The sequence below is a fragment of the Paenibacillus terrae genome (assembly GCF_000943545.1).
Classification (GTDB): Bacteria; Bacillota; Bacilli; order Paenibacillales; family Paenibacillaceae; genus Paenibacillus; species Paenibacillus terrae_A.
This window is the reverse complement of sequence record NZ_JTHP01000018.1, coordinates 1-15,647: the sequence shown is the minus strand read 5'-3', so window position 1 is coordinate 15,647 and position 15,647 is coordinate 1. Positions and strand designations below refer to the sequence as shown.

The following is a 15,647-nucleotide window of genomic DNA, read 5'->3' as shown; positions in this document are numbered from 1 at the left end:
CATATTGCTAAGATATAATTTTAGATCAAAATATACAAGATTATACCCGAATAACACAAAAGCAAACAAAGTTGTACGACGGCATACAGACTTTGCTTGCTTTGGAATGTTATGGAGTATCATTTGTCTTGGTTGCAGCGGAATCCGTCGTTGTGGTCACAGGTTTGTTTTCTTGCTCAAACATATTTTGTACAAAGCTCTCGAGCTTTCTCTGGTCCACACCCAACACCTGTGCCCCCTTAACCGTTGTCTCTCGCACCAGCTCATTCGGTGGAATTTGCTGTTTCGCGATCGTTTTGGCGTCGATATTAAAGCCTAATGAAGCCAGTTGCAGCATTTCCGTTGTGCTCAGGTTCGTTTCAATATAAGGAGAAATGCTGTTTAAAATACTTGGCAGCTTAATCAGAGACGAGGTCGACTGGATTTTGCCACCCAGCTCGGTAATAAATTTGCGTTGCCGCTCCGTACGCGTAAAATCGGAAGTGGCATCATGACGAAAACGTACATATTGCAAGGCCGTTTTACCGTCCATATGCTGCATTCCCTTTTTCAAATCAATATCAAACTGGTGCTTGTCTGCTTTGGAAGTGTAGTACATATCCTTTTCGACATCCAGATCAATACCGCCCACAGAATCCACCAGCGCAATAAAGCCGTTAAAATCTGTGTATACATAGTATTGGATCGGTATGCCGAGCAGGTCGCTCACCGTTTGTCTGGTCAGATCAGGCCCGCCGTAAGAAAATGCGGCATTCAATCGACTTTGCCCATGGCCCGGAATATCGACGTACGTATCACGCAGGATCGACATAAGCGTAGCCTTCTTCGTGACCGGATCAACTGAAGCAACCATAACAGAGTCAGAGCGTCCTGAATCCTCCCCGCGTGAATCGCCGCCCAGCAGCAAAATATTCACTCTCTCTTTTCCATCCCACTCCGGGGGAAGAGACACTTCTACAGGTTGTACATTCGTTGGGGACTGGCTTTGTGCTTGCGGCTTAAATTTCGAATCCTGACCGGTAGCGACCGAAATTTGATTTGTAAAATGATATATAGAGTAAGCATAATATCCGCCCACCAAAAGAACTGCCGCAGTCACAGAAATGCCCAGCCATTTTAATATTTTTCGCATATTTTCGAGTAACCTCGCTTTTATTCAACATCTTTCAGCTTATAAAAGCATACCCTCCCTGCAAGTTATCTGTCAATTTGCGTCGTCTGTTCAGCGTACACGATTGACCTGTGACTAATGGTAGTTTTCCTTGTCTGTCACGCTGTTATTCTTATGTTCTTGCGGCGCCAGGTTAGCATTGTCAGGAGTGTCCGCGTACCATGGATTAAGATGCACAAGCACCTCGTAAACCCTCGGCTCCTGCTTCATCACAGCCCCTTTGATCAGCCGGATAATATCATGTCCCTGCTGAATCGTCAGGGAGGCATCCACAGAAGCGCGGATATCCACAATAATGTAATGACCGTGCTCACGGGCACGGATGCGGTCAATTCGCTGAACCTCGGCTACACTTAGGGCTGCTTCGGCATAGCTTTCGATTTCCTCGGTTGCAATCGCCTTTTCCATCAGTACATCTATGGATTCACGGCCCATTTCCCACGCCAGCCTCAGAACCAGCAATGCGACCACAAACCCGGCAATCGGGTCACCGTAGGATAAAATATGAATGCTCCAGTGCTCCCCGATCAAGCCCAAACCGATACCCAGTACAGCAGCAGCGGAGGCGTACACGTCCGCCAGATGATCTTTGGCCGTAGCAATGAGGCCCTGGCTATTGGCTGCCCTTCCGATACGGATCGTATATATATACAGCCATTGCTTCCAGAGCAGGGAGATGATCGCCGCCACCAATGCCAGTATATGTTCCTTCGGCATCGGTTCAAACAACGCGATAATGGAATGGTAGCCGATAAATATGCCGGCTGCGAACAAAATGACCGCCACCACGCTGGCTCCAATAACCTCTGCCTTGCCGTGACCATATGGATGATCCTCATCCGGCGGCAGACTCGATATACGCATCGCCCCCAGCGCCGTTGCCGAAGCGATTACGTCCCCGGCGTTATGCACACCGTCAGCAACCAGCACCTTGCTGCTGAACATGACGCCTGTAATGATCTTAATGCCGGTTAATAGGATGTTGCTGATCAGGCTGATCCACGCTGACACCATAGCGCGTTTGCCCATATCCTGTTCCTGCATGATGTATAACCTCCGTATCTATCTTAAAAACAACTGTTATCGCCAAGTTAATAGTTGTTTTTAAGGCAGCTATGCTGCTGGTTTTTCTTCAGTTGCTCAAGGCAGCTGAGCTGCTGGTTTTCTTTAGTTGCTCAGCGCAGTAATGCTGCTTATGTCATCCTATGATGCTGCCGCATTGGTGGTATGGGTGGAGATTACAATAGCCCCGGAAGATGAGCCTCTCCGGGGCTATTATCATAACCATAGTTGAGCGTTCTATGAGAACGCTCTTGCTTTATCTGGACCGTCCGCGACGGCCTCCCTGTCCTTGAGCCCCGCGCGGGCCGCCTTTGGCCTGTCCACTGCGACCACCTTGGCCTCCGCGAGCGGAGCCGCCGCTGCTGCGGTCATACCCGCTGCGTTCGCTGCTTTGCCCTGCGGATCGACCTTGGCCTCCGCGAGCGGAGCCGCCGCTGCTGCGGTCATATCCGCTGCGTTCGCTGCTTTGCCCTGCGGAACGGCCTTGGCCCCCGCGCGCGGAACCACCGCTGCTGCGGTCATATCCGCTGCGTTCGCTGCTTTGCCCTGCGGAACGGCCTTGGCCTCCGCGTGTGGAACCACCGCTGCTGCGGTCATACCCGCCGCGTTCGCTGCTACTGCGGCTGGAGCGACGTTCACCGCCTGCGGATGCAGCGCGCTCTTCGCGCGGCTGCTCCCGCTCGGTGCGGCCACGGCCTGCGCCGTCACGACGGCCCGCCTGTTCACGGCCGCTGCCCCGGCGTCCGCCGCCGGAACCGTTGCCGCCGAAGGAACGGCGGTCGTTTCTGCCTGAGCGGCGTTCTCCATCCTGCCGCTCAGCTGTACCGGCAGCAGGTCTACGCTGCCCGCCGCCCTCGCTGCTGGTGAATGTGACACCAGCAACCTTCTGGATGTTCCGAAGCTCTGGAACATCCCGTGGCGTGGCGAGCGTTACCGCCACACCTTTGCCTCCGGCACGGCCGGTACGCCCGATGCGGTGAATGTAGCTTTCGGCATCCTGCGGCATGTCATAGTTGAAGACATGCGTTACGCCTTCCACATCCAGGCCGCGTGCGGCTACATCGGTCGCTACAAGCAATTGAAGCTTCGCTTCACGGAACGCCTTCATCACTTGCTCACGCTTGTTCTGGGACAAATCCCCGTGAAGCTCGCCGCTCTCGAAGCCCATTTCTTGCAACTGCTCATTTAACGCAGCAGCGCGGCGCTTCGTACGGCAGAAAATAACAGCCAGATACGGACGATCCGCATTCAGCATATCCACTAATGCTTGCTGCTTGCCCCGATCCGTCGTCTGTACAACGACCTGACGGATTTGGCTCACCGGAACGGAAGAAGCAGACTTCACTTTTACATCCACAGGCTCGTTCATATATACACGAGCCAGTTTGCGGATACCTGCTGGCATTGTAGCGGAGAACAGCATGGTCTGTCTCCGGTACGGAACTTCCTGAAGAATCGTCTCTACATCGTTCAGAAAGCCCATGTGCAGCATTTGGTCGGCTTCATCCAGCACCAGCATTTTAACACCGCTCAGATCCAGTGTGCCGCGTCTCAGGTGATCCAGCAATCGTCCGGGTGTACCGATAATCAACTGTGCGCCGCCCTTCAGCTTGCGAAGCTGACGCTCTACATCCTGTCCTCCGTAAACAGCCAGCAACGACAAGCTTGGCTCCGTAGCCGCCAATAAGTTCGCTTCCTGTGTAATCTGGAGCGCCAGCTCACGCGTTGGAGCAATCACGAGCGCCTGCGGATGGCGCTTGTCCAGATTCATTTTTTGCAAAATCGGCAGTAAAAACGCAAGCGTTTTACCTGTTCCCGTATGCGCCTCGGCAATAACGTCCTGACCTTCCATCAACAGCGGAATGGACTCCTGCTGTACAGGTGTTGGTGCTGTAATTCCCTGCTCTTTCAAGGCGTCTACCCAATGTTGCTCTACGCCTAATGCTGCAAAATTCTTCAAGTGGTATTCACTTCCCTTATCCGTATTCAATATGTGTCACGTAAAATAGGTTCATGTGCCATATGACATTCATCGTTCCATAGTTCAGAATTCCCATTTTTGTATCGGTTCTCATTCAACCCTTTTCAGGAAGGGAGCTTATCCGTTATCGTTGATTCTGTTCATGTAACCAAAACATACGGCCGCAATGCGGCTCAGGCCGTTCCATATATGACTTTCCTAGTATACGCGAAGTTGAACGGGTTTCCAAACCATTTTAATGAACGGATGCAAAAGATGAATTTAGTTGCCATGTCATATATTATGATAGAAGAAATGCTTGAACGAGATACCCCGGACATGAATTATGTTTTCCAATCATGGACTTGTTTTTCTTTACCACAACCTTGAAAAATCCATTATACTAAATATCAGGAGGTTGAAACTTATGCATATTCAGATTCAAAACGTTGAAAAAAAAGAAAACGATTATCTCATTCATTACAAAGCCGGGGGCGCACTGCCGTTCGTTCCGCATGATATTGTTCTGATTCATGGCAAGCAGTATTTTATCGGCACGATTGTGGAGGTAGGGACGGAACAGGCTCTTTTACGTATCAATCCGCAATATGAGAGCCAGTTGGCAGGCTCCATCGGACTTGAACTGGCTTTCTCACCAACAGTCTCCATTCAAGGAGCAGATAAAATCGTGGAAAAGCTCGGATATTTCCCTCCCTTTCATTATGACCAAATTACAGCAGCTGATATCACAAAGGACCAGATATCATTGACGATTGAACTATCACCCCCTACCGTACTGATACCCAAATCACCCGATCTGACTCCTTCGGCTGAACAGCCTTCGCTTTCCACGTTTTCAACGGAAAATGTACCCCGTTACGCGGTGTCCTTTACTTTTTTAGAGACAAAGGAACATGAGTTGACCGCTATGGAAACGGAAAATATCATTTTACAGCTTGATTTCCGTTATGAAGAAGCGGACATGGTCATTGATATTGATGCATTAACCGGACTGTCAGGCAGCTTCCTGTGCAGAGGCATCCGTGCGGAGATTGCAGAGTTGAATGAATAAACAGGAGGCTCGGGAACTGCTGCGCTGTCATTCTTTTACACATGATGATCTGGATCATCCCAAAATGACGAACGGATTTTTCTGTTGCAGTTGGCGCAGCAGTCGTCCGGGGATGAGCTTATTCGTATGGAGGTGCTGAAGGTCATCGGACTGTACACGGATGGCAACCAGCAGTCGACTGTTGTACAGGGAATTTGCGAGCTGCTGGTCACGCCTGACGAAGATGATGATGTGCAAATAGCCGCTTTGCAAACTTTGGCATGAATGTCCTGCTCGGAAGCAGAACTCTGATTGGCCCTGAAGCTGATCCACAGTGATGCATACATATTAGTCAAGGAAGCAGCCTTTGCGCTGCTGTGCTCACATAAGCACCTGCCTTTCGCACAACATGCCCTGAAGCAATTGCTGCAACATGAGGAATTCGGCGTGTCTGCCAAGCGGGAACTGTCAAGATAATCGACAACCAAAGGAGAATCAACCTACTCATGCGAGTCAAAATATTTATATTCATACTTATCATCGGGGTAATATGTGTTCCCGCCTATTTCATCATGTGCAGCTTCGGGTTATTTCAAAATGAAAAGGTACTTGTACAGTACAAGGTTGCCGTGGACTTGGAGGGTGAAAAGTATGATGCCTGGCCTGTAATCAGCAGCTTTACCGCTATAGACAAAAAAGGCGACGACCGTCAGCTCTACTATCAGGCGGAAGGCGCAGGCTTAGAATACTTGTTTCAGTTAGCCTACGGACAATATGAACTCAAGCCCTCCAAAGAAAATCCTTTTCTGGACGGAAGGATTCACTACACCCTGGATCATCCCGATTACGTTCGACAAGAGAAGAAATATAAGAACGCCAACGATTACAGTCAGTTACAGCATTATTATAACCAGCAGGAACAAGTCATCTATACTTATAACCCCGAAGCCAGGCTTGACAAGACATATGTTCGCTCCATTATCACAACAGGTATGACTCGCAGCTCTGGTGGATCAAGCAGTCTTGTGAAAGATAACTACATCAATATCAGTAGACTGTTCAAGGACAAGCTGGGAATTACCGTAAAAGTAGACGTGGACGAGGACAATAAAATCGTTACTCTATTCATGATATGAAAAATAACCGTGAGAAAGGAAGGGGCTACTTATGACAGAAACACAACAATATCGATTGGGACCTGCTTATTTGGAGGGATGGGCTGTACCCGAGAACCCGGACGCATGGATCGAGCAGGAATGGACAGGAAAGCTCCGTTCACAGGCCGGACATACGAAATTTCATTTTTTTTATTATGGAGAGTGGATGGACGAGCTGATCGCCGTGACTGAATTTGCACCTCAGCTCATGATTGCGGAGGATACGGTCACGGGCGAACAGATCGTGATATTTGACGGAACCCGACACGGTTACGACGCACTGCTATGCGAAGTATATACGGAGGAACAGCAGAACAACCGCACTCCTCTTTTACCCTATTTAGATGAAGACGGTGAGGATACGTTTGAGGTGAGCGTGACCGCTTATTACAATGTCGATTGGGATGATGAATTTTCAGACGATGTGGATGAGGATGGGCAGCTTGAGCTGATCAACGGCAAGCTATGCGATTTTGAAGAGGCGAAACGGAACGGCTTTGATGCGATTAGTATTACGATTACAAGCGCCAAAGGTCTGAAAACAGAAATCATTCAGGAAGAGCTGGCCTGACGAGGATGGAACAGAAACGCTTCAAGGAGGAATCTCTGAGCCTGAGCATACAAGCCTTTGATAATCTCGAAGCGTTAGTCCAAGACGTTAGCCAAACGGGTATGAATGAATGGGTACACCAATCTGGAACGTTTTCAGAGCAATCCTGTCAATACCACCTATTATATATCATCCCGGAGGAAGAGCTATGGGAGCTGGAGGATGCAGGTCTCACCGTCACCAATCACCGCGATGAGAGTATTCCTGCTTCCCTTCCCGATCACCACGCACAGGCATGGCTGGAGATAGCGACCGTGCAGGATGTCATTGAAGTGCTACGCCGCAGCGGCAACGAGCCGGACATCCACCGCATCGCACAGGGACTTCAGTATTACCACGAATACGATGCTTTTATGGAATAAGAGACGCCAGCAGTGCTTTTACCACAGGATCAGCCTGTTTCAGACTGCTTTTCAGCTTCTTCTCGCCGCCCCAAATTCGGTAAACGAGCAGCTCTTTGTCGTATTCTTCCAGCTTCTCAAGTTCCTCGACCAGCACCTGTGCCTGCTCTACGCTTTCGATTCCAGACGACTTCAACGGCTTGGCACTTTGGTTGCCTGCCAGAAGAATCGTCGTCCAAACTGGAATCGTGTCTCGGGTCAGTCCATGCGCTTCGGCAAAAACAGCCGCGTAGCCGTCCTGTACCGACTGATGCTCCGTGTCCACCAGCTTCATATAGCGAATCACCAATGGAAAATAGTCCGTTCCTTTCAGGCCCAGTCCCATCACCGCATAGGTGCCCGGCATCGCCGATTTTTCTCCCGGCTCCACATCGTTGTACCACTTGAACTCTTCCATCACGATATCTGCATATTCAGCCAGTAGCGGGTAGAGAGCGGGATATTCCAGTGCATTGGCAAAAAAACGATGCAACGTGGATTTAGCCAGCTTGGGCACAGGCAGGATATTTTTCACCTTGCTCTTGAGCTTCAGACGATATTCCTTGGTAAAGCCTTTCTGTAAAATATCGCATACATATACGAGCGCTTCCCTGTAGCTCTCTTCTTCCTCCGAACGAATATGAACCTCCAGCGTTTGCAAAATATCATTCGCTTTACAGGTGACACGCTCGCTTGTATATAGCGCTGGAATGCTACCTGATCCGCTCTTGAGCCACTGGGCGGCCTGCTCCGAGCCTAGCTGTGAAGCGATCTCCAAATATTTCTGCCGTGCATCGGCATCGGTCGAACCCACTCGCATCGCGGTGAGCAGGAACATCTCCATGGCTGGTGCAGGAATATCTGAAGGACGAATATCAGGCTTCACCGTATAATCCAACCCGTAGCTTTTTTCACGATCCGCATACCTCGCCAAAAATTCATCTTCGGCCCAACGCTTCAAGTCACCATTAAGCTGATGTCTCCATGCTTCCTCACGATTTCGGCTCACCTTCACTTTTGCATCCATTCGATCCAGAAGGTCACCTACCCGTTCGGCATCTATAGGGTACAAATGAGGATCGAGCAAATGCCTCACAAAGAAAAAATCGTCCTTTTCCTTCGGCACAGCTTTACTGGAGGGGTTGAGCTTCTGTTCCACAAACTGTTGGATAGAGGCTAACAAATGCTGTCGTTTATCTTCGTTTAGAAGTGAAAATGTAAAATGGCTGGATTTCTTCTCCAAGACCACTTCCAGATGAAATTCCAGCCGATAACGAAAGAACATGGAACTAAATTTTTCAGACTTAAACAGCGTCTCTATCCGTTCCCTGATCACAGGCATCCATTCGTCCTGCACCTGCTGTAGCGTTACACCCTCCGTAAAATTAGGAATCTTCGTATCCGGTTTACGACTGTCCCAATCAAATAGCTCATAGATATCTACCCGTAGCCCGTTCTTATTACACATGACGTTCAAGTATTCATGAATTCCTTCGTGAAGGACACTTTTTGTCTGGAATTCGGCGATTCGTTTTTGCTCAGAAGCGTATACCTTATCAATTGCCTCGAAAATCGGATCTATGTATGCTTGTACCCCTGATGCCATTATGATGTGTTCCTCCTTCATCCCCTTACAAATTGTAGTTCCTACGCAATTAAGATAGACTAATCTATAACTATTTTATTTCCTGATTATAGCATATCCCTCATTTACTTTTGGACTCAATGAACAGAAAGCAACGGAGCTTCGTGATCAGATTCTATTATTCTTGCAGAAGCAGCATTGTCTGATTTTAAAGTAAAAGGAGGATGAATGAAAATGACGGCATATTTTGAGCAAACCCTTGATAGACTGGGAGATATCGCAGAACGTCTGAGACAAAGCGGAATGCCTGACGTGGAATACAAGTGGACGGAGGGCATCTCCACAGTGGAGATAACTGCTCTGGAGGAACGGCTACAGATGACTTTGCCTGCCTCCCTGTCAGAATTGATACAACGATGTGGCAGCCTATATCTGTTATGGTCGCTCCCCCAACACTGCATTGTAACTAATGCATCGAGACGTACAGGTGAACATAGCTTCGCCTCTGATTACGAACTGAACATACTCGATGATATCACGGGTGAGTTTGGCTGGAATCATGAGTATATTAGCTATTTCACATCCTATGGGGAAAATGCAGACTCACCAGCGGCAATGGACGAACATCGGTATCTGATTTTTAACTATAACGGTGCGGGCGATCCAGTGTTACTCGATTTGGCGACATCCACTACCGAGCCTGCGGTGTTCTGCTATGATCACGAACAGGATCGATTCACCTTGCTTGCGGACAATCTGCTCGCCTATATAGACACCATCCTCACGTTGCACGGCCTATGGGTATGGGATTGGACGACAGTGATTGACGAGCATGGCATTCAGCTCAAAAGTCCCCCACTACAAATGTGGGTACGGTGGCTGGATACGTTCTGCAATGTGAAGCTGGAGGATGCCCATTCGCTTGAAGCTTTGATTAGATACACCACGATGCATGGTGTAGACAATCCTGCCATATTACAGGCTTTTCAGCCCTATGATCCGAAGGATACTTTTCTTGCCTGGGAGCAGCGCATTCAGCATAACCCTGCACAATTCGCTACATTAGCCGTCTTTATAGGAGAAACCGCTGGCGACGGAGCTGCCGATTGGGTCCGCTCCTTATGGCAGCCGGGCGCTGTGCAAGCGTGGACTTCTTCCTCGGTTCCAAATAGCGGCTCTATTGCTGTAGGTACATTTGTATCCACCCGTGCCTACCTGACCGCCCGCTGCCTGCCCGAGCATGAAGGATTAGCATACGTTTGCAATAACCTGCTACGGCATTCGGCGGGGAATGGTAAATTAGAAGGGTATGCCGCTAACGGGCAGCTACAGCATTTTCATTCACCACAGGTCATTGACTGGATGCGGGATAAGGTGAATCATCCGGTGGATGGCTGGGCAACGCTTTTCGCACACTCCCGTCCTACAACTAAACAGTTGCTTGAATGGCTATCCGACAGCGAGCTTCATCAGAAAATCACAACCGAAGCACTGGATATCATGATCCACCGAAATCTTCTCCCCACTCTGGAAACAGACGCTTGGGCTAACATCTCAGCTCTGCTTCATGCTTCTTTGCAGCTTGTTATGCTCAAAAAAGATAAACGCCGTATTGAAGCAGTGCTGGAGCAACTTTCTGATTTGGAGCTTTGTTAACCTTTTGGAGCCGCTGCGTCATCGGCTTACCCCCCGAAAAAAGGTATCTATAGTGAATGAAATTAATTCGTCATTCGATTTTGCCGTAGGGAAATCAAAATTCAGGAGTAGGGAAGTCAATCCGTGCAGCATGCTCCATACGGATGTAGCGATCAGGCGCTCATCCCCTTGAGTTATGCTGCCATCATTCATAGCAGCTTTTAGTCCGGATTCAAGCAGTTCAAAGCCTTTAAAGCGTCCACTGTCAATAAGGCTGATTAAACTTACAGATTCCAGGTTGCTGATAAACAGGATGTTGTAATATTCCGGGTTAGCCGTTCCAAAACGAACATAAGCGTCGGACACTGTTTTCAGCACATCCAGGGCATTCAATCCTGCTGCCTGTGCTTCTTCCGCACGCTGCTGAAGAGTCTGCAAAAACATGGAATTTCCTTCAATCAGCAGTTCACGGACAATCGCTTCCTTATTGGCAAAATAATGATAAATGGTCGTTGGCGAATATTCGATCTGATCCGCAATTTTGCGCATAGAAACTTCGGCATACCCTTGGTTCAGGAAAAGCGAGCGGGCGGCCTCGATTATTTTCCGGCGGATCTCACTGCTTTCACGTTCTCGGCGTTTGATATGTTTCATGAGTAGATGTACTTGCCCTTTCTGCCTGCCCCAATTTGGCGGAGATACGATCAGCTTCCATTATACCTGAGTTCATAGCCCCTTGAAACCCGCCCCCGGGTTGTGTCCAGGCCCCAACCAATGACAGACGGTTCACCGCTGTTTTGCGCTTCAGCCTTTTAATACCGGACTGCCGGACAGTTTGCGCGTAGCCATAGACGGCCCCATCAGGATTGGCAGTATAACGCTGCATCGTACGCGGTGTGCCCAACTCGGCTACCACCACTTTACTGCCAAAACCCGGATACAGCTGTTCAAGGAGCTCCAGTATCTGCCGTATTACGGCTTCTTTTTTGGCTTTATATTCGGGATGTGTGGCAGGCCAGTTCTCAAACCTGTCCAAAAATGTAACTGCAATAACGCCTTTACCCGGTTCATTAAGTGTGGGGTCCATGGCGTTATAATTGGTGAGCATCCAGTTGCCTTTGGTATACTGACCGCTCATCATGACTTCATAATCTGTCTCCGAATCCGGCTCGTTACGCAGGATTAAGTCTTCTTCGGTGATGCCTAGCTCACGCGGCTCGCAAGATAACCCAAGATACAATTGGGTGAGAGATGTGCCGGTCTCCAGCATGCTGACGGCTTCCAGCTCACGGCGGGCAGCATCATGGTTCGACAGCAGACGGCCATAGGTATGATGGGGACTGATACCGGACACAATCCATTTGGCTTCATATACGTCCCCTTTTTTCAGGCGTACACCAACTGCTTTGCCGCCTTTGAGCACAATCTCCGACACCTGACTGCGCAGGTGAACCTCTCCGCCGGCTGACTCAATGGCGGCAACCAGTGCATTGGATAAAGCCTGTGCGCCTCCCTGAATGTAATACGTTCCCTCCAGATGATAGCCGATCCAGGGAATGAAAAAATACAAGGCGGCAAGCCGCTTCGGGGGCAATCCATAATAGGGCCAGAGCGCGGTGAAAAATTCCGTGAATTTCTCAGACAGCCCAAACTGACTTACAGCCTCCCAAGTGGTCATTTGCGTCCAGCGGAAGAAGATTCCTGCTTTGAGCAGGCCAGCCGCCTTGCGCCAGGAAGTGAGGGAAGAGGAAGAGAAGGCGGAGAAGCCTTCCTCAAAACGGTGAATACCTGCAAACAGGCTGTCGATGGCTGCCTGCTCAGCAGGGAACATGTTTTTGAGGAGCTGCACATATTCCTGCACATCGGACGGGATATCAACGATCTGCCCTTCCCAACGAATGGAATACGGGTGTTTTTTGCGGAGAGGCACGACCTGTCCGTCCACTTTGCAATCTTTCAGCAACTGAGCGAAGCTGCCTTCTTCGAGTCCGCCGACGCCATGCAGGGATACGTCAAAAGTATAACCCTTTCTTTTGAATTCAGTTGCAAAGCCGCCCGCCAGGGTATGACTTTCAAAAACAGCCGTCCGGTAACCGAGCGCGGAGAGTCTTGCTGCACAGGACAAACCGCCCAGACCTGCGCCGATGACGATAACATCATACTTGTTCATGATTTCATCTCCTTTGTTAACATTGTTATTTAAATTAACACTGTTAAGTTAAAGGGATTATAACCCACAACATTACGTTTGGGAAGCCCCGGTTTTTGGGGTTATCTGTCGGGGCTAACCATCAAAACATAAGAGATTTAGCTCTTATTACAGCTGCAAAAGTTGAGATAATACAAAAAACATCCAAAATTGTAGCGCTTTCACTTGTCAAATTCCAATGAAGATGCTATCCTGCAAGTGGGATTGTTACTGAAAAGGCAAAACCCGAGTACATTTGTGTACCCGGAGTTTGCCTTTTTTTGATTTTATATCGATGCAGCATTATACAGTCAACCATCCCAAGCATTTGTAAGCGCTTAAAAAAATGACACCAAAGGAGATCAATTTCATGCAAAGAAGACATTTCGCCCTTGTTCTACTATCTTTCGTGTTCCTGCTCACGATCGTTTTTCCGTCCTCCAGCTCTGCCGCAGCATCCGATGTACCAGCACCACAGGCTACCCTGCTTACTCAGGTACAGCCTTTGGGTGAAGTCGTTTCTGCCGTTGTACTGAAATACAGCACCAATATTGACGGGGCATCCTTGTCCACTTCCAGCTTTCAGGTTCAATCTGTACTTAATGATGTATACACAGACAGAACCGTGACTGGTGTGTATACCAACGATTCTGGAATCATCACCAACCGCAGTACTCATGGCAAGTATGTCGTGATCGAACTGGATACACAGGATAAAAATGCAAGTACCCTTACTTACGATGCAACGAGTGGCGTCAACCGCATCAACACGTTGAATTATTACATTAGTCAAAAGAAAGACTTCGCAACTCAAAAGAAAGCAGTCATTCCAGCCACTGCACAGACTGTAAAAGCAACCGATAAAGTTACACCTATCGTGGACGATTTCCAAAAAAACACCTTTGAAAATAAAGACGGCTTCAAACTGAACTACTTTACGTTTGAGCCTAAAGTAGAGTCTGGCAAAACCTACCCGCTGGTTGTGTTTCTGCATGGAAACGGCGAACGTGGTGACGGAAACGGAGTGAACCTGCTGGCGAATGCTGGTGCCGTTACTTGGGCTTCTCCTGAGCAGCAAGCCAAACACCCTTCCTTCGTAATCGCTCCACAAAGCCCGATTGACCTGGAACATAAATTCATTTGGGCGGATGAGCCGCGCAACAGCGCTGTAGCCGATCTGGTACGTGAAACGGCGTTAAAATATCCGATCGACACTAACCGAATCTATATCGTTGGTATTTCTCAAGGAGCTATGGGAACGTGGAGATTGTTGGAGAAAAATCTTGATTTGTTCGCCGCAGGTGTGCCGATTGCCGGTTTGACCAACTATGAGAAAGCCGTTAACATGTATGCTCCTGTTGATCCTAAACACGTCGAAGTATTGAAAAACGTACCTATTTGGGCCTTCCATGCCGTAGACGACACCTCGGTAAGCCCTAAAAACTCGCAAGAAATGGTAGCTGCCATTCAAGCACAAAACGGAAATCTCATTCATTTTACTGAATATGAAGCTGGAATTATCAAACCTGTAGGACACTTCTCATGGGTTCCCGCTTTGCAAAATCAGGATATGATTGAGTGGCTGTTTGCACAAAAGAAATAAAATGATGTTTGTATACCTCTAAAAATAAAGCGCCAGGCGGTTCGATACCCGTCTGGCGCTGTTTTGCTATCTAAAAAAAGTACCTGCCTTCCTGTGTACCACCATCAGGAGTGCAGGTACCACATCTGTTTTAGCCATGTGTAAATCACTATTCTATTCATTTAGGCTCTTATTGGGAGTCTGTGCCTAAAGACTATTTGTAGAGTAAATATGTACCTTGAGTAACGGAAGAGTTTGTTTCACCCTTTTACGCTTCTGTGTTACATTATAGTTAAGTAACGTCGGAACAAAAATTCGAATCCGAATTTACGTTCGCCATTTTTTCATAGTCCTTTGTTCCGAACTAAATCAAAGTCTATATCTTCCCGACATGTATTCCATAACAGTTCATCTGTAAGAAAACTTAATGCATCCATGTTGCGCAATCGTTCGACCAACTCAGTAATCACATCTATGTCTTCACGTTGTACATGCCTTGCAAGAGTGATGCCACCTGTATCGCCGTCAACATATAGATGGGAATGATGTCTTTCCTTTTTTACATGTCGAAGGGTAAGCACGCTATTGTCGATCATGATGACGTAACGGTCCTTGATCAGATAGCCCTCAAAAAGCTCATACATATGCGGAAGATCGCAGGGACCAAGAATGAGACTTACTTTTTCAAAATTACTTTTGTTCATTAGAATTTAGCTCCCTCTTTATGAAATTAGAGTATTACCATTAGGGCAGACCTATTAACAATTCATTAAAAAAGATATTCTTAAAAACAATAGTAAAACTTCTGAAGTACATTTAATGTACTTTTATAATAATACTTCTGTAGTAAAACTTCAATGATTTTCGTGATTATTTTATTATAACGCGATCAAATCCATACTTTAGATACACAAGAGGAGAATTCAAATTATGGATGTTAAAAATAGGTACCATTTTAAACTTGGTGACATCTTGGAAGAACTTGATATTACACGTAACAGACTGGCCGTAGAAGCGAAAATACGTCCTGCTACCGTCATTGATATGGTAAATGGAAAAACCAAAAGACTTGAACTGGAAACACTCGTCCACATACTTGATGCTCTGAACAAATTTGCCCGCCAACGGAGATTTACACGGACTATTACTCTTGCTGATATTGTTGAGTACATTCCTGAGGATGAAATGGACAATCATTGATTCTGCCTGTGATATTAATGTCAAAATAAACAAATATAAAAAAAACAAAAAGGCACTGTCCCAATA

General features: G+C 47.8%; 17 protein-coding genes. 10 read left to right on the top strand and 7 right to left on the bottom strand.

The window, feature by feature from the left end; genetic code table 11:
- Positions 1-109: 109 nt before the first annotated feature.
- The 3 genes from QD47_RS10990 to QD47_RS10980 all read right to left on the bottom strand — a co-directional run bounded on the left by QD47_RS10990 (position 110) and on the right by QD47_RS10980 (position 4,193).
- Positions 110-1,132, bottom strand: a complete 1,023-nt coding sequence (locus tag QD47_RS10990) for an LCP family protein (protein WP_044646170.1) — start codon at positions 1,130-1,132, stop codon at positions 110-112.
- Between the two features lie 114 nt (positions 1,133-1,246).
- Complete coding sequence (locus QD47_RS10985) at positions 1,247-2,215, bottom strand: cation diffusion facilitator family transporter (RefSeq protein ID WP_044646169.1); 969 nt, start codon at positions 2,213-2,215, stop codon at positions 1,247-1,249.
- Between the two features lie 274 nt (positions 2,216-2,489).
- A complete protein-coding gene (locus QD47_RS10980; protein WP_044646168.1) occupies positions 2,490-4,193 on the bottom strand; it encodes a DEAD/DEAH box helicase in 1,704 nt (567 codons plus the stop codon).
- Between the two features lie 427 nt (positions 4,194-4,620).
- Between QD47_RS10980 and QD47_RS10975 the strand changes: the two genes are divergently transcribed.
- The 7 genes from QD47_RS10975 to QD47_RS32500 are packed head-to-tail and all read left to right on the top strand — an operon-like array spanning position 4,621 to position 7,373.
- On the top strand, positions 4,621-5,265 hold the full coding sequence (locus QD47_RS10975) for an immunity 50 family protein (RefSeq protein WP_044646167.1): 645 nt from the start codon (positions 4,621-4,623) through the stop codon (positions 5,263-5,265).
- The gene (locus QD47_RS32505; RefSeq protein ID WP_200893418.1) at positions 5,258-5,404 is read left to right on the top strand and encodes a hypothetical protein; all 147 of its coding nucleotides are present in this window, start codon (positions 5,258-5,260) and stop codon (positions 5,402-5,404) included. Before QD47_RS10975 ends, QD47_RS32505 begins: the two co-directional genes overlap by 8 nt.
- Positions 5,392-5,529, top strand: a complete 138-nt coding sequence (locus QD47_RS33125) for a hypothetical protein (protein ID WP_235332246.1) — start codon at positions 5,392-5,394, stop codon at positions 5,527-5,529. The genes QD47_RS32505 and QD47_RS33125 overlap by 13 nt, the downstream gene beginning before the upstream one ends.
- A gap of 27 nt (positions 5,530-5,556) precedes the next feature.
- Entirely contained in the window at positions 5,557-5,721 is a 165-nt protein-coding gene (locus QD47_RS33120) for a hypothetical protein (RefSeq protein WP_235332245.1), read from the top strand.
- Between the two features lie 29 nt (positions 5,722-5,750).
- Positions 5,751-6,380, top strand: a complete 630-nt coding sequence (locus QD47_RS10965; protein WP_044646166.1) for a hypothetical protein — start codon at positions 5,751-5,753, stop codon at positions 6,378-6,380.
- 31 nt (positions 6,381-6,411) lie between these two features.
- Complete coding sequence (locus QD47_RS10960; RefSeq protein WP_044646165.1) at positions 6,412-6,972, top strand: hypothetical protein; 561 nt, start codon at positions 6,412-6,414, stop codon at positions 6,970-6,972.
- A 5-nt stretch (positions 6,973-6,977) separates the two neighbouring features.
- Complete coding sequence (locus QD47_RS32500; protein WP_044646164.1) at positions 6,978-7,373, top strand: DUF7716 domain-containing protein; 396 nt, start codon at positions 6,978-6,980, stop codon at positions 7,371-7,373.
- Here the strand turns inward: QD47_RS32500 and QD47_RS10950 are convergent.
- Positions 7,363-8,997 (bottom strand): DUF6138 family protein, encoded by a 1,635-nt coding sequence (locus QD47_RS10950; RefSeq protein ID WP_044646163.1) that lies wholly within the window; start codon positions 8,995-8,997, stop codon positions 7,363-7,365. The two genes, QD47_RS32500 and QD47_RS10950, sit on opposite strands and share 11 nt — an antisense overlap.
- A 213-nt stretch (positions 8,998-9,210) precedes the next feature.
- Here QD47_RS10950 and QD47_RS10945 point away from each other — a divergent pair, with 213 nt between their 5' ends.
- Positions 9,211-10,632, top strand: coding sequence for an SMI1/KNR4 family protein (locus tag QD47_RS10945; RefSeq protein ID WP_044646162.1), 1,422 nt, complete (start codon positions 9,211-9,213; stop codon positions 10,630-10,632).
- Between the two features lie 18 nt (positions 10,633-10,650).
- On the opposite strand, the gene QD47_RS10940 is transcribed toward QD47_RS10945, so the two are convergent.
- Positions 10,651-11,265 carry a TetR/AcrR family transcriptional regulator gene (locus QD47_RS10940; protein WP_044646161.1) on the bottom strand — a complete coding sequence of 205 codons (615 nt, stop codon included), beginning with the start codon at positions 11,263-11,265 and terminating at the stop codon, positions 10,651-10,653.
- Positions 11,237-12,781, bottom strand: coding sequence for a phytoene desaturase family protein (locus QD47_RS10935; protein WP_044646160.1), 1,545 nt, complete (start codon positions 12,779-12,781; stop codon positions 11,237-11,239). The genes QD47_RS10940 and QD47_RS10935 overlap by 29 nt, the downstream gene beginning before the upstream one ends.
- A gap of 388 nt (positions 12,782-13,169) precedes the next feature.
- On the opposite strand from QD47_RS10935, the gene QD47_RS10930 reads away from it, so the two are divergent.
- Positions 13,170-14,402: a PHB depolymerase family esterase gene (locus QD47_RS10930; RefSeq protein WP_044646159.1), complete on the top strand. Its 1,233-nt coding sequence runs from the start codon at positions 13,170-13,172 to the stop codon at positions 14,400-14,402.
- Positions 14,403-14,725: 323 nt separating this feature from the next.
- On the opposite strand, the gene QD47_RS10925 is transcribed toward QD47_RS10930, so the two are convergent.
- Entirely contained in the window at positions 14,726-15,085 is a 360-nt protein-coding gene (locus tag QD47_RS10925; RefSeq protein ID WP_044646158.1) for a hypothetical protein, read from the bottom strand.
- A gap of 226 nt (positions 15,086-15,311) precedes the next feature.
- On the opposite strand from QD47_RS10925, the gene QD47_RS10920 reads away from it, so the two are divergent.
- Positions 15,312-15,581, top strand: coding sequence for a helix-turn-helix domain-containing protein (locus QD47_RS10920; protein WP_044646157.1), 270 nt, complete (start codon positions 15,312-15,314; stop codon positions 15,579-15,581).
- Positions 15,582-15,647 lie beyond the last annotated feature (66 nt).

Excerpts from the sequence above, each read along its gene's own strand:
- QD47_RS10990 (WP_044646170.1), bottom strand. The coding sequence starts at position 1,132 with ATGCGAAAAATATTAAAATGGCTGGGCATTTCTGTGACTGCGGCAGTT.
- QD47_RS10985 (WP_044646169.1), bottom strand. The coding sequence starts at position 2,215 with ATGCAGGAACAGGATATGGGCAAACGCGCTATGGTGTCAGCGTGGATC.
- QD47_RS10975 (WP_044646167.1), top strand. The coding sequence starts at position 4,621 with ATGCATATTCAGATTCAAAACGTTGAAAAAAAAGAAAACGATTATCTC.
- QD47_RS32505 (WP_200893418.1), top strand. The coding sequence starts at position 5,258 with ATGAATAAACAGGAGGCTCGGGAACTGCTGCGCTGTCATTCTTTTACA.
- QD47_RS33125 (WP_235332246.1), top strand. The coding sequence starts at position 5,392 with ATGGAGGTGCTGAAGGTCATCGGACTGTACACGGATGGCAACCAGCAG.
- QD47_RS10965 (WP_044646166.1), top strand. The coding sequence starts at position 5,751 with ATGCGAGTCAAAATATTTATATTCATACTTATCATCGGGGTAATATGT.
- QD47_RS10960 (WP_044646165.1), top strand. The coding sequence starts at position 6,412 with ATGACAGAAACACAACAATATCGATTGGGACCTGCTTATTTGGAGGGA.
- QD47_RS32500 (WP_044646164.1), top strand. The coding sequence starts at position 6,978 with ATGGAACAGAAACGCTTCAAGGAGGAATCTCTGAGCCTGAGCATACAA.
- QD47_RS10950 (WP_044646163.1), bottom strand. The coding sequence starts at position 8,997 with ATGGCATCAGGGGTACAAGCATACATAGATCCGATTTTCGAGGCAATT.
- QD47_RS10945 (WP_044646162.1), top strand. The coding sequence starts at position 9,211 with ATGACGGCATATTTTGAGCAAACCCTTGATAGACTGGGAGATATCGCA.
- QD47_RS10940 (WP_044646161.1), bottom strand. The coding sequence starts at position 11,265 with ATGAAACATATCAAACGCCGAGAACGTGAAAGCAGTGAGATCCGCCGG.
- QD47_RS10935 (WP_044646160.1), bottom strand. The coding sequence starts at position 12,781 with ATGAACAAGTATGATGTTATCGTCATCGGCGCAGGTCTGGGCGGTTTG.
- QD47_RS10930 (WP_044646159.1), top strand. The coding sequence starts at position 13,170 with ATGCAAAGAAGACATTTCGCCCTTGTTCTACTATCTTTCGTGTTCCTG.
- QD47_RS10925 (WP_044646158.1), bottom strand. The coding sequence starts at position 15,085 with ATGAACAAAAGTAATTTTGAAAAAGTAAGTCTCATTCTTGGTCCCTGC.
- QD47_RS10920 (WP_044646157.1), top strand. The coding sequence starts at position 15,312 with ATGGATGTTAAAAATAGGTACCATTTTAAACTTGGTGACATCTTGGAA.